The sequence below is a fragment of the Allobosea sp. Tri-44 genome (genome assembly GCF_004123845.1).
Taxonomy (GTDB): domain Bacteria; phylum Pseudomonadota; class Alphaproteobacteria; order Rhizobiales; family Beijerinckiaceae; genus Allobosea.
Genome location: NZ_NBDP01000003.1, coordinates 83,284 through 103,534 on the forward strand (window position 1 = coordinate 83,284; position 20,251 = coordinate 103,534).

Annotated in this window: 16 protein-coding genes; 5 read left to right on the plus strand and 11 right to left on the minus strand. The window is 67.3% G+C overall.

All coding sequences use genetic code 11. The annotated features are described in order from the left end of the window. Window positions 1–24 precede the first annotated feature (24 nt). Complete coding sequence (locus B6S44_RS00425) at window positions 25–3,141, minus strand: efflux RND transporter permease subunit (RefSeq protein WP_129154840.1); 3,117 nt, start codon at window positions 3,139–3,141, stop codon at window positions 25–27. Between the two features lie 9 nt (window positions 3,142–3,150). Further along, window positions 3,151–4,296, minus strand: coding sequence for an efflux RND transporter periplasmic adaptor subunit (locus B6S44_RS00430; RefSeq protein ID WP_164985663.1), 1,146 nt, complete (start codon window positions 4,294–4,296; stop codon window positions 3,151–3,153). Window positions 4,297–4,577: 281 nt separating this feature from the next. Between B6S44_RS00430 and B6S44_RS00435 the strand changes: the two genes are divergently transcribed. Further along, entirely contained in the window at window positions 4,578–5,315 is a 738-nt protein-coding gene (locus B6S44_RS00435) for a methyltransferase domain-containing protein (protein ID WP_129154842.1), read from the plus strand. A gap of 26 nt (window positions 5,316–5,341) precedes the next feature. Here the strand turns inward: B6S44_RS00435 and cckA are convergent, their stop codons facing one another. From cckA to flgB, 7 genes are all read right to left on the minus strand, one after another. Next, window positions 5,342–7,846: a cell cycle histidine kinase CckA gene (cckA, locus tag B6S44_RS00440; RefSeq protein ID WP_129154843.1), complete on the minus strand. Its 2,505-nt coding sequence runs from the start codon at window positions 7,844–7,846 to the stop codon at window positions 5,342–5,344. Between the two features lie 86 nt (window positions 7,847–7,932). Continuing rightward, the gene (gene flhB, locus B6S44_RS00445; protein ID WP_129154844.1) at window positions 7,933–9,000 is read right to left on the minus strand and encodes a flagellar biosynthesis protein FlhB; all 1,068 of its coding nucleotides are present in this window, start codon (window positions 8,998–9,000) and stop codon (window positions 7,933–7,935) included. Window positions 9,001–9,012: 12 nt separating this feature from the next. Further along, window positions 9,013–9,771 (minus strand): flagellar biosynthetic protein FliR, encoded by a 759-nt coding sequence (fliR, locus tag B6S44_RS00450; RefSeq protein WP_129154845.1) that lies wholly within the window; start codon window positions 9,769–9,771, stop codon window positions 9,013–9,015. A 77-nt stretch (window positions 9,772–9,848) separates the two neighbouring features. Further along, complete coding sequence (fliQ, locus tag B6S44_RS00455) at window positions 9,849–10,115, minus strand: flagellar biosynthesis protein FliQ (protein ID WP_129154846.1); 267 nt, start codon at window positions 10,113–10,115, stop codon at window positions 9,849–9,851. 39 nt (window positions 10,116–10,154) lie between these two features. Then, a complete protein-coding gene (fliE, locus tag B6S44_RS00460; RefSeq protein WP_129154847.1) occupies window positions 10,155–10,487 on the minus strand; it encodes a flagellar hook-basal body complex protein FliE in 333 nt (110 codons plus the stop codon). Between the two features lie 28 nt (window positions 10,488–10,515). Then, window positions 10,516–10,926: a flagellar basal body rod protein FlgC gene (flgC, locus tag B6S44_RS00465; protein WP_129154848.1), complete on the minus strand. Its 411-nt coding sequence runs from the start codon at window positions 10,924–10,926 to the stop codon at window positions 10,516–10,518. An 11-nt stretch (window positions 10,927–10,937) separates the two neighbouring features. Continuing rightward, entirely contained in the window at window positions 10,938–11,321 is a 384-nt protein-coding gene (gene flgB / locus B6S44_RS00470; RefSeq protein WP_129154849.1) for a flagellar basal body rod protein FlgB, read from the minus strand. A gap of 220 nt (window positions 11,322–11,541) precedes the next feature. Between flgB and B6S44_RS30015 the strand changes: the two genes are divergently transcribed. Together B6S44_RS30015 and fliP are read left to right on the plus strand one after the other, a co-directional pair. Next, the gene (locus B6S44_RS30015) at window positions 11,542–12,900 is read left to right on the plus strand and encodes a flagellar biosynthetic protein FliO (RefSeq protein WP_164985664.1); all 1,359 of its coding nucleotides are present in this window, start codon (window positions 11,542–11,544) and stop codon (window positions 12,898–12,900) included. A gap of 168 nt (window positions 12,901–13,068) precedes the next feature. Next, entirely contained in the window at window positions 13,069–13,821 is a 753-nt protein-coding gene (fliP, locus tag B6S44_RS00480; protein WP_129155535.1) for a flagellar type III secretion system pore protein FliP, read from the plus strand. Window positions 13,822–13,830: 9 nt separating this feature from the next. Here fliP and B6S44_RS00485 read toward each other — a convergent pair whose 3' ends face one another. After that, window positions 13,831–17,232, minus strand: a complete 3,402-nt coding sequence (locus B6S44_RS00485) for a tetratricopeptide repeat protein (protein WP_129154851.1) — start codon at window positions 17,230–17,232, stop codon at window positions 13,831–13,833. A gap of 117 nt (window positions 17,233–17,349) precedes the next feature. Continuing rightward, window positions 17,350–18,258 (minus strand): LysR family transcriptional regulator, encoded by a 909-nt coding sequence (locus B6S44_RS00490; protein ID WP_129154852.1) that lies wholly within the window; start codon window positions 18,256–18,258, stop codon window positions 17,350–17,352. Between the two features lie 148 nt (window positions 18,259–18,406). Here B6S44_RS00490 and cnbZ point away from each other — a divergent pair, with 148 nt between their 5' ends. Both cnbZ and B6S44_RS00500 read left to right on the plus strand, forming a co-directional pair. Then, window positions 18,407–19,168 (plus strand): 2-amino-5-chloromuconate deaminase CnbZ, encoded by a 762-nt coding sequence (gene cnbZ, locus B6S44_RS00495; RefSeq protein WP_129154853.1) that lies wholly within the window; start codon window positions 18,407–18,409, stop codon window positions 19,166–19,168. Window positions 19,169–19,398: 230 nt separating this feature from the next. After that, complete coding sequence (locus B6S44_RS00500; RefSeq protein WP_164985665.1) at window positions 19,399–20,238, plus strand: Bug family tripartite tricarboxylate transporter substrate binding protein; 840 nt, start codon at window positions 19,399–19,401, stop codon at window positions 20,236–20,238. Window positions 20,239–20,251 lie beyond the last annotated feature (13 nt).

Below are 20,251 nucleotides of genomic sequence, written 5' to 3' on the forward strand. Positions count from 1 at the left end.
CGTCCGCCTGCGGGCCGCATCTAATCAACCTGCTGCGCGCGGTGGTTCCGCCAGGGCGGGCGCGGCCGTTTTCGAACCGCCGAGCCGGCGCGAGAGCCCCTCCATGGCAAGAAAGATTACCGGGGTGATGAACAGGGTCAGCACCTGCGAGACGATCAGCCCGCCGACCACGGCAAGGCCGAGCGGCTGACGGAGCTCCGCGCTGGCGCCGGCGCCGATCGCGATCGGCAGCGCGCCGAGGATCGCAGCCAGCGTCGTCATGATGATCGGCCGGAAACGACGTAGGCAGGCTTCGCGGATCGCAGTCTCCGGCGGCTCGCCGGCCCGCTGCAGTTCGAGCGCGACATCGATCATCATGATCGCGTTCTTCTTGACGATGCCGATCAGCATCAGGAGCCCGATCACGGCGATGACCGAGAGATCGAGGCCGAAGAGCTTGAGCGTCAGCAGCGCGCCGAGCGCCGCCGCCGGCAGGCCGGTCAGGATGGTCAGCGGGTGGATGAAGCTCTCATAGAGAATGCCGAGCACGATGTAGATCGTCAGCACCGCGCCAGCGATCAGCAGGCCCTGGTTGCCGAGCGACTGCTCGAAGGTCTTGGCGACGCCGGCGAAGCTGGTGCCGATCTGCGGCGGCATATTGAGCCCGGCCTTGATCGCGTCGATGCGCTGGACGGCCTCGCCGAGCGCACGGCCGGCGGGCAGGTTGAAGGACAGCGTGACGGCAGGGAGCTGCCCGAGCTGGTTGACGGTCAGCGGGCCGGCCTTGCGCTCGATGCGGGCGAAGGTGCCGAGCGGGACGAGCGCGCCGGAAGAGGAGCGGAAGCGGACCTGGTCGAGCCGATCGTTCGACCATTGGATGTCGGGATTGAACTCGATGATGACCTGATAGCTGTCGCTGGTGGTGTAGATCGTCGAGATCTGGCGCACGCCGAAGCCGGAATAGAGGCTGGAGCGCAGCACGTCGGCGCTGATGCCGAGCGACTGCGCCTTGGCCCGGTCGACGACGAGGTTGGCAAGCAGGGCCTTGTTCTGCAGGTCGGTGGTGACGTCGACGAAGAGCGGGTCGTGCTGCAGCGCCTCCAGCATCTTGCCCGACCAGTCTGACAGCGCCGCCTGGTCGATCGCCTGCATGACGAACTGGTACTGGCTCTTCGAGGCGCGCGCGCCGATGTTGAGGTTCTGCACCGGTGACATGTAGGTCGCGATGCCGGGGATGGCGGCGAGCTGGCGGCGCAGATCCGCGAGCATCTGCTGCAAGGGCGGGCGCTGGTCCTTCGGCTTCAGCTCGACGAAGAGCCGCCCGGCATTGAGGCTGCTCGACTGGCCGCCGGAACCGATGGTCGAGGCGACATGGGCGACATAGGGCGAGCGCCGGAAGACCTCCTCGACCTTCTGCTGCAGGGCCGACATCGCGTCGAAGGAGATGTCCTGGCGCGCTTCGGTCGCGACCTGGAGCTGGCCGATATCCTCCTGCGGGAAGAAGCCCTTGGGGATGGTCACAACCAGCCAGGCGCTGGCGGCGACGCTGGCGAGGAAGATCATCAGCACGGTGCGACGGTATTTCAGGCTGAGGTCGAGCCCGGCGCGATAGGTGCCGAGCAGGGCGTCGAAGCCGCGTTCGAGGAAGGCGAGCCGGTCCTTGCCGCCGCCGCGGCCGGCCGCACTGGCGCCGAGCCTGGCGCACATCATCGGCGTCAGCGTCAGCGAGACGAAGGCCGAGGCGAGGATGGCGACGGTGACGACCACCGCGAACTCGTTGAAGACGCGCCCGATCACGCCGCCCATCAGCAGCACCGGGATGAATACCGCGACCAGCGAGAGCGAGATCGAGACGATGGTGAAACCGATCTCGCTCGACCCCTTCAGCGCCGCGTCGAAGGCCGAAAGCCCGTCCTCCTCCATATGGCGCACGATGTTTTCCAGCATGACGATCGCATCGTCGACGACGAGGCCGACGGCGAGCGTCAGGCCGAGCAGCGAGATGTTGTCGATCGAGAAGCCGAACAGATACATCGCGCCCAGCGTCGCGATCAGCGAGATCGGCACGGCCACTGCCGGGATCAGCGTCGCGGTGAAGCGGCGCAGGAACAGGAAGATCACCGCGACGACGAGCACCATGGTCAGTCCCAGGGTGAACTGCACGTCCTCGACCGCCTGGCGGATCGAGGCGGAGCGGTCATTGAGCAGGCCGAGCGTGGTCGCCGGCGGCAGCAGCGACTGCATCTGGCCGATCGCGGTCTTGACGCGGTCGACGACCTCGACCGTGTTGGCGTCGGGCTGGCGGAAAACCGCGACGACGAGCGCGCGCGAACCGTCATACCAGCTCGCGAGCTGGAGATTCTCGACCGAGTCGATCACCTTGGCGACGTCGCCGAGCCGGACCGGGCGGCCGTCGCGGGTGGCGATGATGATGTCGGCGAAATGGCCGGCGTCGGCGAGCTGGGTCTGCGCCTCCAGCGTCAACTGCTGCGGGCCGGACTGCATGGTGCCGACCGGGGTGTTGACGTTGGCGGCGGTGATCGCCAGCTGCAATTCGTTGATGCCGATGCCGCGGGCGGCCAGCGCGGTCGGGTCGACCTGGATACGCACCGCATATTTCTGGCTGCCGAAGATCTGGACCTGCGCCACGCCCTCGACGGTGGAGAGCGTCGGCGAAAGCACCTGCTGGACGAAGGCGTCGATCTTGGAGAGGGGCGTGACCTCGCTCTTCAGCGCCAGCAGCAGGATCGGGGCGTCGGCGGGGTTGAATTTGCGGTAGCTCGGCGGCGTCGTCATGTCGACCGGGAGCTGGCGCTGGGTCCGGGCGATCGCGGCCTGGACGTCGGCCGCAGCGGCGTCGATGTCGCGGTCGAGCGCGAACTGGATCGCGATCGAGGTCGTGCCGAGCGCGTTGGTGGTCGCGATCGAGTCGATGCCGGCGATGGTGGCGAATTGCTTGATCAGCGGCGTCGCCACCGAGGTCGCCATGATCTCGGGCGAAGCGCCGGGCAATTGCGCGGAAACGTTGACGACCGGGAATTCAGCCCGGGGCAGCGCTGCGACCGGCAGCGAGCGCCAGGCGAACAGGCCCCCGAGGATGAGCGCGCACGACATCAGGATCGTCGCGACCGGATGGCGGATGCAGAAGGCGGAGACCGACATGGCGCGCCCTCACGGCTTGCTGGTTTGGGGGGCGGCCAGCCTGATCTTGGCGCCCGGCGCCAGCCGCGACTGGCCCTCGGTCACGACCTTCTCGTCCTGCGACAGGCCGGAGGCGATCGCCACGACACCGTTCTCATTGGAGGCGACCTTGACGGGCCTCGCCTCGACCGTGTCGTCGCCCTTGGCGACGTAGACGAACGGGCCCTTCTGCCCCTCCTGCAGGGCGACCGAGGGTACGGTGACGGAGCCGGGCATCATGCCGAGCTGGATGACGACGTCGACATATTGCCCGGGCCAGAGCCGGTGCGGCTCGTTCGTGAACAGCGCCTTCACGCTGACCGTGCCCGAGGGAATGTCGACCGCGGAATCGATGAAGGAGAGATCGCCGGTGGCGAGTTCCTCGCGCGTGCCGGAGGCGAAGGCGGTGACTTTCGCCGGCGTCTGCCCCTTCGCCGCGGCCTGCACCAGGGTCAGGTCGCGCTCGGGCAGGGTGAAGGTGACGCGGATCGGGGCGAGCTGCGTCACCGTCACGAGATTGCTGTTGGCGTCGTTGACGCGCACCGCATTGCCCGGCGTCGCCGTGATTGCGCCGAGCCGGCCCGAGATCGGGGCGGTGATCGTGGTGTAGCCGAGCCGGACGCGGTCGAGCGCCAATGTCGCCTCGTCCGCCTTGACGACGGCCGTGGCGACGGCCTCGTCGGCAGTCGCCTGGTCGAGCGCCTGCTGCGTGCCGGCGCCCTTGTCGACCAGGCTCTTCTGGCGGGCGAGATCGGCGCGCTTTTGCGCCACGGTCGCCTTGTCGCGCTCGACATTGGCCTCGTCGCGGGCCACCTGCGCCTTGAGCTCGCGATCGTCGAGGGTGAAGAGTAGGTCACCCTGCTTGACCTCCTGGCCCTCCTTGACGTGCTGGTCGGCGATGACGCCATCGAGGCGGGATTTGACCGCGACGATCGCGACCGGCTCGGCGAAACCGATCGAGCGGCGCGTCACGGGTACATCGGCGCGGCTGGCGAGCACGGTCGTGACCGGACTCGCCGGCGGATCCGCACGGCGCTCGGCATGCGCTTGTTCCGGGCCGTCCTGCGGCCTGATCACGCGATAGGCGGCGAAGGCGGCGACAGCCAGCAGAAGGGCTATGATCGCGTAACGTTTCATCGAAGGTCCCGGCGCAGCGCTGTCGACGACGAGCCACCTTACAGCCGGCCGCCCGGGAGCGCCTGTCCGCAGCATGAACTCTTGGTAATGCTTGATCGATCGCGGGCTGCCCTGTGCCGTCATTTTGAAGCAGCAAGGCGCCGAGGCCGGTGTTGGGTCAGTTGCCTGATAAGGAGGCAAAACCATTGATCGGATGGGCGCCAATTCTACAAAGCCGGATGCAATTATTTAAGGTGTCGACGTTATAGGCTTGGCGGTCATTGCTTAGAAGGTCGCTCTGCATGAGTGCGCTGTCGCCGAACGAATTCAGATCGTCAATCGATCTCGAAAAGCGCAAATTCCATATGAAGTCCTATTTCGAGAGTAGTTTCTACCGACAGTATCGCGCAGCGAGCATGGCTCTGAACAGCCTGGGACGGAGCCCTCGCGTCCTGTCATTGGGAGCTGGCGGAGCTTTCGTCGAGGAAGTCGTTCAGAAACATCTCGACGCTTCGGTCTTCGTCGTCGATTTCGCCGAAACCCTGAAGATAGAGGGCGAACTCTACGGCAATTTTGCAGGCATGTTCGCCGGCGACATCTCCGCTCCGGAGTGGGTCTCGCCGCTCGATGCCGTCGATGCCGTCTTCTGGTTCGACAATATCGAGCATCTGCGTACGGACCCGACAGGGATCCTGCGCAAGCTGCGTTCAGCTCTCTCGGATACCGGGCAGGTTTTCATAACCACCGATAATTTCGCGCGGCTGAGGAACATCCTGAAGCTGATCTTCAATCGCTCGATCGTCGCCTTGCCTCCCGACCTCTTCGCCGATGTCGATTTCGAGCACGAATACGTCCACCGGCGCGAATATACCCGGCCTGAGCTGGAAACCTGCCTCGCCAATGCAGGTCTGAGGCTCATGGAAGTCGAGATGCTTTGGCAAAGCCCGTCGGAGAGCCTGAAGAAGCTGCCGTTCCGAACCTTCGAATATCTGTTCCCGCGCTTTCGCCCGCATATGCTGATCCGGGCGCAAAAGGCCTAGGCGCCCGGAATCATAACTCGCGCCGCTCAGATCATCGCCGCCTTCACGGTCTCGACGAGCTGCTTCATCGTGAAGGGCTTGGGCAGGAACTGAAACTCCTCGCCCTCCGGCAGATTCTTGCGGAAGGCCTCCTCGGCATAGCCGGAGACGAAGACGACCTTCGTGGCAGGGCTGCGCTTGCGCAACTCGCCGAGCAGCGTCGGGCCGTCCATCTCGGGCATGACGACGTCGGAGATCACGAGGTCGATCTTGCCTTCGTGCTGTATGAACAGCTCGAGCGCCTCGACACCGGACGCGGCCTCGTGGACGGTGTAGCCGCGCGAGACCAGCATGCGGGCGTTGAGAGCCCGCACCGCGTCCTCGTCTTCGACCAGCAGGATCATGCCGGCACCGGTATGATCGGCGGCGACCTTCTTCGGCGCCTCCCTGGCGGCCGCCTCGGCAGCGATGTCCTCCTCGGTCGGGATATAGCGCGGCAGGAAGATGCGGAAATTGGTGCCGCGCCCGACGACGGAGTCGCAGAAGACGAAGCCGCCGGTCTGCTTGACGATGCCATAGACCATTGAGAGGCCAAGGCCCGTGCCCTTGCCGACCTCCTTGGTGGTGAAGAAGGGCTCGAAGATTTTTTCGAGATGCTCCTGCGCGATGCCGGTGCCGCTGTCCTCGACCTCGAGCAGGACGTAGTCGGTGGCGGGCAGGGCCTCGTAGCCGAGCTCGCCAACCTCGGCCGCCGGCACGTTGCGGGTGCGCACCTGCAGCTTGCCGCCGCTCGCCATGGCGTCGCGGGCGTTGACGGCGAGGTTGACCACGACCTGCTCGAGCTGGCCGAGATCGGCCTTGACCGGCCAGAGGTCGCGGCCCTGGCGGACATCGAGCGCGATCTTGTCGGCAACCACGCGCTTCAACATCAGCGAGAGGTCGGAGAGCACGTCACCGAGCGCCAGCACCTGCGGGCGCAGGGTCTGACGGCGCGAGAAGGCGAGCAGCTGCCGGACCAGCGAGGCCGCCCGGTAGGCGTTCTGCTTGATCTGCATGATGTCCGGGAAGGACGGATCGGTCGGCTTGTGGCTGGCGAGCAGGAATTCGGAGGCGTTGATGATGACCTGCAGCACGTTGTTGAAATCGTGCGCGATGCCGCCGGCGAGCTGGCCGACCGCCTGCATCTTGCCGGCCTGGTCCATATTGTCCTTGAGCTTGCGCTCGGCAGTGGTTTCCAGCGCATAGACGATGGCGCGCTCGCCATCGGTGTCCTCGCTGGCCGGAACGGGCGAGAGATAGAGCCTGGCCGAGCGGCCTTCCTCGCCGGTGAGCGCGACGTCGAGCGGGGCGATCTCGCCTTTGCCCGCGAGCGCAGCGTCGAAGGCCTGGGCGAGGGCGCCATTGCCGTTGACCAGCTCCTGGATCGTCGCCGGCTGGGCGCCGCCTTGCGTCAGGCGAGCGAAGGAGGCGTTCGAGCGCAGGATCGCGCCATGGCGGTCGACGGTCGCGATCGCCATCGGCGTCGCGTGGAAGAAGCGGGCAAAGCGCGCCTCGGCATCGGTATGGCGGTCGGCCCCGGCTTCGCCGGCGGCGCGGTTCAGGACCAGCGTGCGCGAGGCGCCGGCGCGTCCGTCCTGGCCGAAGGCGACCTGATGGTGCAGGCGCACCGGCAGGGACTGGCCGTTGCGACGGCGCAGGTCGACGTCGAGCACTTCGATGCGCACATCGCCGGGCTGGCCGCGAATGGCCTGGATCAGCGCCGCGGCATTGGGCGAGGCGATGTCGTCGAGCTGCAGGCCGCCCGAACCGAAGCGGGCGAGGTCGTAGTCGAGCCAGCCTGCCAGCGTGGCGTTGAGATAGGGCACCTCGCTGTCGGCATCGATTGAGAGGAAGCCGGCCGGGGCATGGTCGAGATAGTCGATCGCGTGCTGCAATTCCTGGAACGCGTTCTCCTGGCGCTCGCGCTCGGGGGTTACGTCGGCGACACTCCACAGGCAGGCCGGGCGGCCGGCGCGGGTGATCGGCGAGACGCGCACCCGGTACCAGCCGACGGCACCGCGTTCGTTCAAGGCCGGCTCAAGCCGGATCTCCTCGGAGAGCCGGCGGCCGGCGCGCGCGGCGGTGGCGAGGCGGTAGATCGCCTCGGAAACCTCGGCGCGGCCCTTGAACAGACGCTCGACCGGGGCGATCTCGCTAGCGTTGCGGGCGCCGGCAAAGGCGAGATAGGCCTCGTTGGCGTAAACGATGCGATTATCGCCTTCGGTGACGACGACACCGTCGTCGGCACTGTCGACGATCGCCTTGGTCAGGTCGTTGCGGGCCGAGCGGCCGGCGAACTGGATCAGCCCGATCGCGAAGGCGAACAGGCAGAACACGCCGACGACCGAGAGCAAGGCGAGCAAACCGAGGATCAGCGGCTGCGCCCATTCATTGGCGATGAAGCCGAGCGCGATCGCGGCGCCGACCAGGAGCCCCGCGATCAGCAGGATGATCCCGACATGGCCGGGCCGGTCGGACCGGTCGATCGCGGTCGATGCCGTGCTTGCGCTCATTGCAGCGGGTCCGTTTTCCTTCAGTCGCCCGTCGGTGATAGGCTAGGGCAGGGCGCCAGGATATTGTCGCCTGCCCGGCCAGCGAGTTAGGCGCGCCGGCGCTTCAGGCGCAAGACGTATCCGATGACTTCCGCCACTGCCTGATAGTGTTCGACAGGAATTTCGTCATCGATCTCGACGGTGGCGTAGAGCGCGCGGGCCAGAGGTGGGTTCTCGACGATCGGGATGCTGTGCTCGCCGGCGACCTCGCGGATCTTCAGCGCGATCGCGTCGACGCCCTTGGCGAGGCAGACCGGAGCGCCCTGGCCCTGATCGTAAAGCAGGGCGATCGCATAGTGGGTCGGGTTGGTGATGATCACCGTCGCCTTCGGCACCTGCGCCATCATGCGCGAGCGGGCGCGCTGGGCCCGCAATTGCCGCAGCTTGGCCTTCACCTCGGGATTGCCCTCGGAGTTCTTGTACTCGTCCTTCAGCTCCTGCTTAGTCATGCGCTGGCGCTGGTGCCAGCTGAAGCGCTGGTAGCCGAAATCGCCGATCGCGATGATCGCGAAGATGGCGAGCACGCCGGCCATCAGCTTGATGGTCAAAACGAGGACGGCCGGGAGCAAGGCGCGCACGTCCATCTGGGCGAAGCCCTGCAGGCGGTCGCGCTCGCCCCAGAGCACGATCCAGACGCCGACGCCGACCAGCGCGATCTTGGCGAGGCCCTTGGCGAAATTGACCCAGGCATCCTTGCCGAAGATGCGCTTGAAGCCCGCCATGGGCGAGATCCGATCGAACTTCGGCATCATCGGCTCGGTGGTCCAGAGCGGCTTATGCTGGATCAGGGCGCCGGCAAGCGCAGCGACGAGGATGAAGCCGAGCGGCAGGGCGAGCGCGGCGAAGCCCGTCATCACGCCCTTACTGGTGACATGGAAGAGGGCGGCCGGGTCGTCCGAGACCTGATGGGCGTTCATCAGGAAAGAGCGCAGCGAGAGCGCAGCGTCGCGGGCGGCCGAGCCTGCGGCGATCAGGAGCGCCAGCGTGAAGCCGCAGAGCACGAAGAAGGTGCCGATCTCCTGCGATTTCGCGACATCGCCCTTCTCGATGGCGTCGTCGAGCTTTCGCTGGGTCGGTTCTTCTGTGCGGTCTTCGTTTTCGACGTCACCGGCCATGCCTGCGCCTCCTCACAGACCGATGAACTGGCGCAGGAAGGTGCCGAGATCGTCGAGGAAGACGCCCATCATCACGCCGACCGTGGCGAGGAACACCAGCATGCCGCCGAGGATGGAAGCCGGTACGGCGAGGAAGAAGACCTGCATCTGCGGCATCAGGCGCGCGAGCACGCCGAGGCCGAGATTGAACAGCAAACCGAAGACGATGAAGGGCGCCGAAATCTGCACTGCGAGGGCAAAGCCCTGCGCCATCGCCTTGACCGCGAGCGTCATCACGTCGCCGATCTCCGGAAAGCCACCGGGCGGCAGCAGCCGGTAGCTCTCATGGATGGCTGCGAGCGCCAGGTGATGGAGATCGGCCGCCAGGATCAGCGTGATGCCGAGCATCGACAGGAAGTTGGCGAGCGAGGGGTTCTGCAGGCCGCCTGTCGGGTCGACGGTGACGGCAAAGCCGAGGCCGAGCGTCTGGGCGATGATGAAGCCGGCGGTCTGCAGCGCGCCCATCAAAAGACGAACGGTCGCGCCGATGACGAGCCCGACCAGGATTTCGCTGATCAGCAGCCCGCCGAGACCTGCCGGGTCCTGCGGCATGGTGATCGTGCCGCGTGCCATCGGCAGGATGACGAGGGTGACGAAGAAGGCGAGGGAGAGCCGGCCGCGCGACAGGATGAAGCGTTCGCCGATGCCCGGCATCAGCATCACCAGGGTGCCGACGCGCGCAAAGATCAGCACGAACAGCGCGCTGATCTCGGGCAGGATGGCGATCTGCATCGGGCGGACCCGGCTCCCGCGCCAGTGAGACGTGCCGGCCGGACTCCATGGGAAGGAGGCGCTGGCTGGCGCGAGGCTCATTCGCCCGTGGCGATTCGGACGGCGACCCTGCCCATATAACCCGCCAGGGCGTCGCCCATGAACGGCAAAAACAGCAGCATGGCGGCGAAGACTGCGATGATCTTGGGAACGTAGACCAGGGTCTGCTCCTGGATCTGCGTCAACGCCTGGATCAGCGAGACGACGAGGCCGACGGCGAGCGCGATCAGCATCAGCGGCGCGCCGGCCTTGAGGAAGACGACGATGCCGTCGCGGGCGACGTCGAGGATGGCTGCGGAGGTCATGGGCTCTGATCCGGTCGGCGTTCGGCGGGACAGTGGTCGTCAGACCGGCATCCGCATGATTTCCTCATAGGCGGCGATGACGCGGTCGCGCACCGCCACCAGCGTCTCGATCGCCGCTTCGCTCTCGGCGACCGCGGTGACCACGTCGACGACATTGGAGCGGCCGGCGGCGACATTGCCGGCCTGGATATCGGCCTGACGAGCGCTCTGTGCCGTCGATTCCAGTGCCTTGCCGACGAGGGACGAGAAGTCCGGCAGGCCGGCGCCGGCTCCGTCGAGCCCGCCGACCGAGGCGGGCTTCTTCAGCAGGGCGCTCGTGCCCATACCCTGCATCGAGGCGTAGGCGCCGGCGGCAAAACTCGATGTGGTCATGAGAGTAGCTCCGCTTCAGCCGATCGCGTCAGGCGCGCAGGATGTCGATGGTGCGTTGGATCATCCGGCGCGTGGACGAGATGACGTTGAGGTTGGCCTCGTAGCTGCGCTGGGCCTCGCGCATATCCATCGTCTCGATCAGCGAATTGACGTTGGGCATCTTGACCTGGCCGCTGGCGTCGGCAGCGGGATGGCCGGGGTCGTATTTCGTCTTGAAGTCGCTGCGGTCGCGGTTGACCCGGCCGAGATCGACGACCTGGGCGTCGAGCTCGCGGTCGAGCCTGCCCTGGAAGCTCACGATCTTGCGGCGATAGGGGTCGACGCCGGTGCGCTCGGGCGAGGAATCGGCGTTGGCGAGGTTCTCGGCGATGACGCGCATGCGGCCGGCCTGACCCTTCAGGCCGGATGCGGCGACGGCGAGGCTCTTGAGCAGATCCATGACGTGGCTCCTTAGCGACCCTTGCCGATCGCGATCTTCATCAGCCCGAGGCTCTTGCTGTAGAGCGAGGCCGCGAGCTGGTAGTCTGACTGGTTCTGCGCGACCTTCATCATCTCGTCCTCGAGATTGACGCTGTTGGCGCTCGGCGTCGTCTCGAAGCGCTTGGGGTCACGCGGATCGAAGCCGCCTCGCTGGCCGGAGAGGCCAAGATGCATCGGCGAGGTCTGCAACAGCGTCGTGCCGACGCCGGCCGGGGAGGGCGCGCGCAGGTCATGCGGCTTGAATTTGGGGGTATCGGCATTGGAGACGTTCTCGGCGAGCAGCTTCTGGCGCGCCTGATGCCACTGCATGCGCGTCTTCAGAGCTCCCATCAGGCCAAGGCCATTGTTCGCCATGCTGCCAATCTCCCGTCGGCTCTTGCCGAAGTGGGAAATTATTGCCGAGTGCATGGTTAACGCGCGGTTAACTCCGTCCGATCTGCAGGTTCATGTTAACCATCTGCTAACCATGTTTCTCGAACTGGCGGCGCTTATGGTATAGCCAACTCCGTCTATCCGTCTGATCGCCCTTACAAAGAGCGGTCGGCGGCTGTCGCGTCGCTTCATGAGGCAGACCTTGCAGACTTTGTTTGGCTTCGAACTTTCCTCCGGCCTGCGTTGGATCATCGCCTTCGCAGTAGTGCTGCTTCTGGTCGCGCTGCTCGGCTTCTTCCTGCGGCGGATGAGCGGCGGGCGGCTTAAGTTCAAGGGCCAGGGTGGGGGACGTGCCCGCCAGCCGCGCCTCGGCGTGGTCGATGTCTACGATCTCGACCGGCAGCGCCAGCTGATCCTGGTGCGGCGCGACAATGTCGAGCACCTCGTGATGATCGGCGGCGCTTCCGACGTGGTGGTCGAGACCAATATCGTACGCAGCGGTGGGCGTGTGGCGGTGCCGACGCCGACTGAAGGCCTGGCCGAGCGGCCGCTGGCCTTCGAACCCGAGCAGCGTCCGCATATCGCCGAGGAGCCGCGCCCGCTGCCGCCTTCGCCGGTGCCGGCCGCGGCCGTTCCGGTCGACCCCGTTCCGCCGCCGCGCCCGCAGCCGCCAGTTGCTCCGGCGGCGCCCGCACGCCCGATAGCCCAGCCTCAGCCGCCACGTCCTGCGCCAGCTCCGATTCCTGCCGCGGTCACCGCGGGGGCTGCCGGCATCAGCGCCGCCCTGACTCGTGATCCGGCTCCAGCCGCCAGCGCCAGCGAGCTCGGCGATATGGCACGCCAGCTCGAAGAGGCCTTGAAGCGACCGTTCTCCGCCGTGCGTCCCGGCTCGGCCGGCCCGCGCACGGAGCCGGGAGCGCCCACACCAACACCTGTCGCGCCGCCGCCGGCGCCTCCCGTGCCGTCGCCTCCCGCGCCGCCGGCTCCGCCCGTCGCCGCTGCCAAGCCGCCGGCTCCGACGCCAGCGCCCGCCCGACCGGCGCTGGATATGGAGGCCGAGCTCGAAATGGCGCTGGGGTTGAAGCCGGCATCGGCCCGCCCTGCTGCAGCAGAGACGCCGCTGGTCGCCCCACCGGTCTTCGCCCCGCCCAAGCCTCCGGCCGCCGAGCCAGTCAAGGCCGAGGAGAAGAAACCCGCCCCGGCAAGGGAGCAGACGCCGCCAGCTCCGGCCGAGCGGCCCAAGCCCGTCAAGTTTGCGCCGGTCTTTGACGACATGCTCGACGACGAGCTGGACTCCGCCAAAACGGATGCGCCCGAGGTGCCGGCCAAGAGCGAGGACAAACCCAGCGAGGACAAGCCGAACGAAGCGAAGCCCGCGGATTCCAAACCCGCTGCGGAAGCCAAGCCTGCTGAAACCAAGCCTGCTGAGGCGAAGGCGGAGACCAAGCCGGCCGAATCGAAGCCGGCGGCCAAGCCCGCTGAGGACGATCCGTTCTCGGTCGATGCGATCGAGGCGGAGTTCGCCCGCTTGCTCGGGCGCGATCCCAAGCCGAAAGGCTGAGCCAGCCTTCCTGGCGCGAAGGGGCCCAGCCTCCCTGGCGCGAAGGGACAAAGAGCCTCCCTGCCGCGAAGGCGGCAGGGGATAGCGACGCAAACCCCCTTCGCCCGCCCCAGAGCCTTGCTCTAGCGTTCCTTCGAGCCCGCGCCTTGATTCGGGCAGGGACGGATGATGGGCAGGCGGACACCCACGGCACGGAGATTGCGCTGGCTGGCGGTGTTCGCCGTCGCGCTGGGTGCGCTCGGAAGCGTCGCCCAGGCCCAGACGCTCTCGCTCGATCTCGGCCAGGGCGGCGTCACCGAGCGGGCGCTGCAGGTGGTCGCCGCGATCACGGTGCTGTCGCTGGCGCCGTCGATCCTGATCATGGTGACCTCGTTCACCCGCATCGCAGTTGTCCTGTCCCTGCTGCGCTCGGCGATCGGCACCCAGACCGCGCCGCCCAATGCCGTGATCATCGGGCTTTCGCTGTTCCTGACCGGCTTCGTGATGGCGCCGACCCTGAAGGAGGCCTATCGCGTCGCCGGCGCGCCTTTGATCGCCGGACAGATGCAGCCGCAGGAGGCGTTCGAGCGCGGCATCGTGCCGTTCCGCGAGTTCATGTTGAAGCATGTGCGCGAGAAGGATCTGGCGCTGTTCATGGAGATGTCGCGCGAGCCCCCGCCCGAGCGTCCCGATCAGGTTCAGATTCAGGTGCTGGTGCCGGCCTTCATGATCTCGGAGCTCAGGCGCGCCTTCGAGATCGGCTTCCTGCTGTTCGTACCCTTCCTGATCATCGACCTTGTGGTCGCCTCGATCCTGATGTCGGTCGGCATGATGATGCTGCCGCCGGTCACGGTGGCGCTGCCGTTCAAGCTGATCTTCTTCGTGCTGGTCGATGGCTGGGGGCTGGTCGCAGGCTCGCTGGTCAAGAGCTATGGCAGCTGAGGCAACCGCTCAGCCCTGACCGGGCTTGGGTCCGGCATTGGCCGCGTCGGCTTCGCCTGCTTTCCGTCTCTCGCGCACGGAGCTGGAATAGGCCGGGTAGCGCTTGCGATATTCCTTGAGGAAGTCGGTCATGGTGTCGGAGCCGGAGGCCGAACGCGCGGCCTCGCGGATATCAGCGGCGTTGGCGCGGCTCGCTCCGGTGACGAAGCCGAACAGCCGCGCATCGGCGCCTTGCGCCATCTTGCCAGCGAATTTGGTGCGCAGGCGGTCGAGCGAGAGCGCCTCGTCCGACATGACATAGCCGATTGCGGCGCGCATCACGTCGCCGCGCTCGCCGTCGCTGAGGGGTGCCTGTCCGCGCCAGCTCTCGCCGAGGATGCGTTCGAGCGCCTCGCCGCCCTCGCGCCAGCGCCGTCCGCTCCAGAGGATGTCGGCGTTGAGCCGATCGACTTCGGGGCCGCTTTCGCCCTCCATCAGGTCGAGCGCCTGATCGGTGCGCGACAGGTCGGAGAGCGCCTTGGCCTCGAGCAGCAGGCGGGCGCGCTTGACGTCGGCCGGGAGCTCGGCGAGCCGGGTCGAGACGATCGCCTGCAAAGCTTCTGCCGGCTTGCCGTTCATCAATCGGATCATGGCGAGCCGCGTCGCCACGGTGGAGCGCGCCGCGCCGGTCAGGCGCCGATCCATCTGGTATTGTAGGATATCGCTGGCCTGGTCGAGCAAATCGAGCTCGACCAGCCGGTCGGCAAGCAGGCGGGTGATCTCGTCGCCGCGCCGGCCGATCGGCAGGAACTCCTTGAAGTCGTAGAACAGCGCCAATGCGTCGAGCCGCGGCAGCTTTTCGAGATTGGGATCGCTGAACAACGCTTCAAAGCGCTGGGCGGTCTCGTCGTGCAGGAGCCGCGTCGCCGGGTGCTCCGGGAAGACCTCGTTGGCGCGCCGCGCCGTCTGGAAGGCGTCGCGCCAGCGCTGCTGCTCGGCATAGAGGCGACCGAGCTCGGCCAGCGTCTCGATCTCGACCTCGCCGCCGCGCCAGATCGCCGAGACCGTCTCCAGTCGGGCGATGGCCTCGTCGACCGGCAGGTCGGTGCGCTTCTCGGCACGGGCAAGCTTGACGGCGCGCAACTGCGCCTCGGCTGCGACCGGCCGGGTTTTCGCCTCGAAGAGCGGGCGGTAGGCGTTGAGCGCAGCCTCCGGCCGGCCGCTGACATCGTCGAGCTTGGCACGCAGCAGCGCCAGCTCTTCGGGGTTCATCAGTTCCTCGGGCATCTCGGCGAGCCGTCCGATCTGCTTCTCCGCCACTGTCGCCTCGCCGGAGGCGAGCGCGGCCCGCGCCATCGCCGGGCGGAACTCGGCCTGGAGATCGACGGGGTAGCGGTCGAGGATGTCTTCCGCCCGGCGGAAGCCGGCGAGGGCCTGACCGTTGCGGCCGAGCCGCTGCTCCGAGAGGGCGCGCCAGAGCCCCGCCTCGGCTTCGTCGCGGACTGGAGCGGCCTCGAAGGCCTTCAGCGCCTCGGCGCTGCGGTGCATGCGGGAGGCGATCACGCCGCGCAGGAAGACCGCGTCGCGGTTGCCGCGCATCGCGGCGTCATCGGCCAGGAGGGCATTCAGCGGTCCGGCTGCTTCCGCCATCATGCCGTTGGCGGCAAGGAAGCGGGCCAGTGCCAGACGGGTTTCGGATTTGCGTCCACGCGAGGCTCCGGCGACCTCGCGCAGCAAGGCTGCCGCGCGATCGCGGACATCGGCAGTGTGCAGGGCGGACCAGGCCTCGCTGTCGAGCAATGGCTGGGTGGCCGCTGCAGCGCTCTTCTTGTCTGCTTCGCTCGGTTTTTCGGCGTCGAGGCTGACGATCAGGCCGTTGCTACGGCCGATCCGCACCTCGTTGGTGTCGGCGCGCACGGCAAGATCATCGGCGACGGCGCTGACCACCACGCCATGGGCGCTTTGCGGCAGCCCGAACTCGACGAAACGATAGGGCTTCGACACGGCCCGCGTCGGTCCCATTGCGGTCGCGACCGCGATCGTCGGGCCGCCCTCACTGTTCTCAAGCCAGTGCACGCCGGTCAGGCCCGGCACCGGCACGTTGACGATGGTCTGGCCGCGCTCGTCGGCGCCGCGGCGCGGGCTGAGCGCGCCGGCCGGCTTGCCGGCCTTGTCGCCGAAGGTCAGGGACCATTGCGCGCCGTCATCGGAGAGCCGCACGATCTGCTGGCGGCGCGTCTTCAGCCTGACGATGGTGACCTTGGTCTCGCGAGTGACGGTGACGTCCTGAACCAGTGCGGGCAGCACGCCCTTGAGCCTGTCCGGGTCGAGCGTGTCGCGCGTGTCGAACACCAACGTGACCCGTCCCGGCTCGGCGAAGGCGGCGGCGCCTGTAGGCCGCGAGAAGCGGAAGTCGATGCGGCCACCATCACCATCGGCGGCGGAGCCGATCTCGACATCCCGGGGCGGTGCGTCAGCGGCGACCGTAGCCACTGGCTTGGGCTGGGCTTGCGGCGTCTCGGCTGTCGGGGCAGGGGACGGCGGTGCCGCGGCTGGCTTTTGCTCTGGCGCCTTGCTCTCCGCCGGCTTGGCTCCGCTTGACGGGGCGGTCTGCAGATCGGCCAGCGACAGCGGGATGGCGGCGCCGGAATGCGGCAGGTCTACGGTCCAGCCCGCCTCGTCGCGGAAGCTGCGAAGCTGGCGATCCTTCGGCACGGTGAAGACGAGCTGCGTCCGATCATCCTCGATCGTCGCCTGCTCGAGTGTGAAGTCGGCCGGCAGCAGACTACGAATCTGCGATGGCGTCACCGTCAGCGCCTGATCGAAGTTCAGGGTCAGCTTGCCGTCGCCCGAGACGGGCGTGAGCATGGTCTCCGGCGGCGTTGAGAACATCAGGCGATCGAGTGTCGGCAGGCGGGCGCTGCGGAAGCCGAGCGGCTTTGGCGGAATAGCCGGAGCGCGGGCGATCTCGCGGGCGCGTGCCTCTGCGAGGCGCAGGCGCTGGGTGAGTTCGGCGAGAATCTCGGGCGGCAGGCCCGGCAATTGGCCGGTCCAATTCTCGGGCAGCAGGTCGACGAAGGCCCGGTCGCCGGCTTCGAGCAGATTGGCGCGGTAGGGGCGGGCGAGCGCAAGGCGCAGGCCGCGGCCGTCGGGGTCGACCCGCACGACCGAAACATAATTCGGCAGGTCGGCGGCGAGCCGGCCGGGCTCGAGCTTCACCGGCTGGCTGAAGCCGATTACGACGACACCGTTCGAGACCCGCACGCGCGTCGTCACCGGTTCGTCGAAGGTGAAGGCAAGGCGGCCGAAGCCGGCGCGCATGGCCTCGCCGCGCAAGGTCGCGGTGGCGGCCGCCACCGGCGCGACGACGCCGGCAGCGAGGCTCAGCGCCGCCAGGCCAATGCCGAAGCTCAGGGACCGCAGGATACGCACGACCGCTACTCAACTCGACGCGATGGCAGAGCGGCGACAGGCCCTCCAACCTGCGCGGAGGCTAGCCCGTCAAGGATAACGGTGGGTTAAGGGGCGATCTCCCGCAGAAGTGTCTCTCTACGTGTGCCCGGCCGCGTATTTCCTCGCGCTGCGGGCGAGGTGCCGCGACAGCGCCCGCGCCGCTGGTGAGAGGCTTCGACCCTTTCTCACGCAGATCTTGAGGCAGGCCTTGCGCAGATTGCGGCCCTGGAGCGGAACAGTGACCAAACGTCCTTCGGACACGTCCCGCCGCGTGGCGCAGCGGGTCAACATGCTGACCCCCATGCCGGCCCGTGCGAAGGAGCGCAGCGACTCGATCGAGTTCGTGACCAGGGCCGGCTTGAGCTCGATACCGGTGGCTGCGGCGATATCGTCGACGAGGCGCCTCAGGCCGAAGGTCCTGTCCGGGAGCGCAAGCTTCATCTCACCGACATCTTCGATCCTCACCGAGTGCCGTTGCGCGACGGCATCGTCCATATGGGCGGCGACGACCAGCGCATCGGCGATCTCGGCGAGCGACAGGACGCTGCGGTGGAGGATCGGGTTGAACGCCACCACCACGTCGGCCTCGTCGTCGAGGAGGCGCTGCACGAGCTGGTCGGAACTCGCGACCATGACCTCGAAGCTCACCGAAGGGTGCGCGGTCGAGAACTCCGTGAGGGCAGGGTAGAGAAAATCGTCGAGCGCGCCTTCGACCGCCCAAACACGCACGTGGCCGCGCTTCATTCCCTGAAGCTCCTCGATGGCGGAACGCGCCGTCTGGACGCTGCCGAGGATGGTGCGAGCCGTCTCGAGAACCGCCGATCCCGCCGTGGTCAACCTCATGCCGCGCGCCCGGCGCTCGAACAGCGCCGTGCCGTACTCCTCCTCGAGAGCGGCGACCTGGCGGCTGATCGCCGACGGGGCGACGCGCAACGCATCCGCCGCTTCACGGACGGAGCCGTGATCGGCGACGAGCGCGAAATACCGGTAGCGGGTGAGCGACATGCTGAGAGCCTTCCGGCGTAAGCGAACCTGTTGGCCCGACAGTAAGAAACCGTTGCCGGATCGGCAACGATCTCTCCGCGATTCCGCTCTGGCTGGGCGATCTTCGCTCCCTTTAGGAATGATCAGAACAATACGGGGAGCCGATCTGATGTATTCGACCCAACCGAGCCAGGACGGCAGCTACAGGTTCATCCCCGCTGTTTTCCAATACTCCGGTGGCGTCGCGGCGCAGCCCGGCTTCAGGATCGAGCGCGCGCAACTGGCGTCCCCGGTCGCGCTGGACCAGGGCCTTGCGATCATCGAGGCGCATCTGAAACGGGTCGGCAGGCCGCTGACCGCGTTCTGCGCCTGCGAACTGCGCTCGCCCGAGCCCTTTTCGGAAGGCGGGTTCGACGCCTTCAACCGGCTCTATGCCTCCCGCCTCGACCAATGGGGCGTCCTGCAGGGAAAGGTGAACCCGGTCGCCCGGACCAACATCTGCCCCGAGCTCGGCAAGCCGGACACCGTATCGCTCCATGCCTTCAGCTATACCGTGCCTGATGCCTCGGTGCGGGCGAGCTTCGTGGTGGCCGGCAGTGGCGAGGCGCCGGAAGGCGGTGCGAGCTACGCTCAAGGAACGATCCGGCCAGGCGACGCTTCCGCCGCCGGCGTGCGTGCCAAGGCCGAATGGGTGATGGGAGAGATGGAGCACCGTCTCGCGGGGCTCGGCTTTAGCTGGGCGGACGCCACGGTCGCCAACATCTACACGGTTCGCGACATCCATCCGCTCCTTGCGGACGTCCTCCTGCCCATCACCAGCCTCGGCCGCGGCCTGACCTGGCACTTCTCGCGGCCTCCGGTGGCTGTCCTCGACTACGAGATGGATGTCAGGGGCCTGCCGCGAGAGTTCGTGATCGAGGCGCAGCCCTGACCAGAAACGACCTGGCTGCAGGTGTTGCCGGAACGGGAACGCAGTGCAGCCGGCCACAGCTTTGACGATCTCATGCTTGGAGAGCCCCGATGTTGCTTGATCGACGTGCGTTGCTCCTGGCGGGATTGACCGCCCCGGCTCTCGCAAGAGCGCAACTGGCAAGAGCGCAAACCGAGTGGCGAGCGACGAGGCCACTGCGGCTGATCCTCCCGTTCACGGCCGGGACGTCGATGGATCCGGTCGCGCGGCTGGCCCAGGAGAGCCTGAAGGACACGCTCGGCCAGACCGTTGTCGTCGAGAACATCGCCGGCGCCGCCACCGTCATCGCCGGGGCCGAGACGCTGAAGTCCCCGGCCGACGGGCACACCATGCTGATGATCGCCAACAGTTTTGCGGCGAACATCACGCTGCGGGCACGGACCGCGGACTGGCAGCGCGCCTTCGCTCCGGTGGTGCAGGCGACTGTGGTGCCCCATGTTCTCGTGGTCGCGCCGTCGCTGAAGACGGACTGGGCGGGCTTCATCAAGCGCCTGCGCGAGAGCGGCGACTCGATGACTTACGGGAGCCCCGGGATCGGGACCTCGCCGCATCTCGGCTCCGAGCACTTCCTGCGCCTGATCGGCGGCAAGGCGGTCCATGCGCCCTATAACGGCACCGCGCAGCTCTTCGTCGACCTGTTCGCCGGCCGGATCGATTTTGCGTTCAGCAACCTTCCGGACGTCGTCCAGGCGATCGAGGAGGGCAAGCTCCTCGCGCTTGCGGTCACCGCCGACAAGCGCGTGCGGGAGCTGCCCAATGTCCCGACCTTCGCCGAACTCGGGCAGCCGGACCTTCTCTCGGACAGCTGGTTCGGCGTCATGGTGCGCCGCGACACGCCGCCGCCGGCCCGCGAGGCGCTGGAGCGCGCCTGGCTTACGGCCCTGACGCGCCCGGATGTGCGCGAGCGCCTCCAGGGCCTGAGCTTCACGGTGCTGGCCCGGCCGGGCGCTGAGTTCGAGACAGTGATCGATCGCTACGTGTCGACCTATGCGACGATCATCAAGGAGAGCGGCATCTCGGTTCAGCAGTGACTACCGACTCCGT

Excerpts from the sequence above, each read along its gene's own strand:
- B6S44_RS00425 (WP_129154840.1), bottom strand. The coding sequence starts at position 3,141 with ATGTCGGTCTCCGCCTTCTGCATCCGCCATCCGGTCGCGACGATCCTG.
- B6S44_RS00430 (WP_164985663.1), bottom strand. The coding sequence starts at position 4,296 with ATGAAACGTTACGCGATCATAGCCCTTCTGCTGGCTGTCGCCGCCTTC.
- B6S44_RS00435 (WP_129154842.1), top strand. The coding sequence starts at position 4,578 with ATGAGTGCGCTGTCGCCGAACGAATTCAGATCGTCAATCGATCTCGAA.
- cckA (WP_129154843.1), bottom strand. The coding sequence starts at position 7,846 with ATGAGCGCAAGCACGGCATCGACCGCGATCGACCGGTCCGACCGGCCC.
- flhB (WP_129154844.1), bottom strand. The coding sequence starts at position 9,000 with ATGGCCGGTGACGTCGAAAACGAAGACCGCACAGAAGAACCGACCCAG.
- fliR (WP_129154845.1), bottom strand. The coding sequence starts at position 9,771 with ATGCAGATCGCCATCCTGCCCGAGATCAGCGCGCTGTTCGTGCTGATC.
- fliQ (WP_129154846.1), bottom strand. The coding sequence starts at position 10,115 with ATGACCTCCGCAGCCATCCTCGACGTCGCCCGCGACGGCATCGTCGTC.
- fliE (WP_129154847.1), bottom strand. The coding sequence starts at position 10,487 with ATGACCACATCGAGTTTTGCCGCCGGCGCCTACGCCTCGATGCAGGGT.
- flgC (WP_129154848.1), bottom strand. The coding sequence starts at position 10,926 with ATGGATCTGCTCAAGAGCCTCGCCGTCGCCGCATCCGGCCTGAAGGGT.
- flgB (WP_129154849.1), bottom strand. The coding sequence starts at position 11,321 with ATGGCGAACAATGGCCTTGGCCTGATGGGAGCTCTGAAGACGCGCATG.
- fliP (WP_129155535.1), top strand. The coding sequence starts at position 13,069 with ATGGGCAGGCGGACACCCACGGCACGGAGATTGCGCTGGCTGGCGGTG.
- B6S44_RS00490 (WP_129154852.1), bottom strand. The coding sequence starts at position 18,258 with ATGTCGCTCACCCGCTACCGGTATTTCGCGCTCGTCGCCGATCACGGC.
- cnbZ (WP_129154853.1), top strand. The coding sequence starts at position 18,407 with ATGTATTCGACCCAACCGAGCCAGGACGGCAGCTACAGGTTCATCCCC.
- B6S44_RS00500 (WP_164985665.1), top strand. The coding sequence starts at position 19,399 with ATGGATCCGGTCGCGCGGCTGGCCCAGGAGAGCCTGAAGGACACGCTC.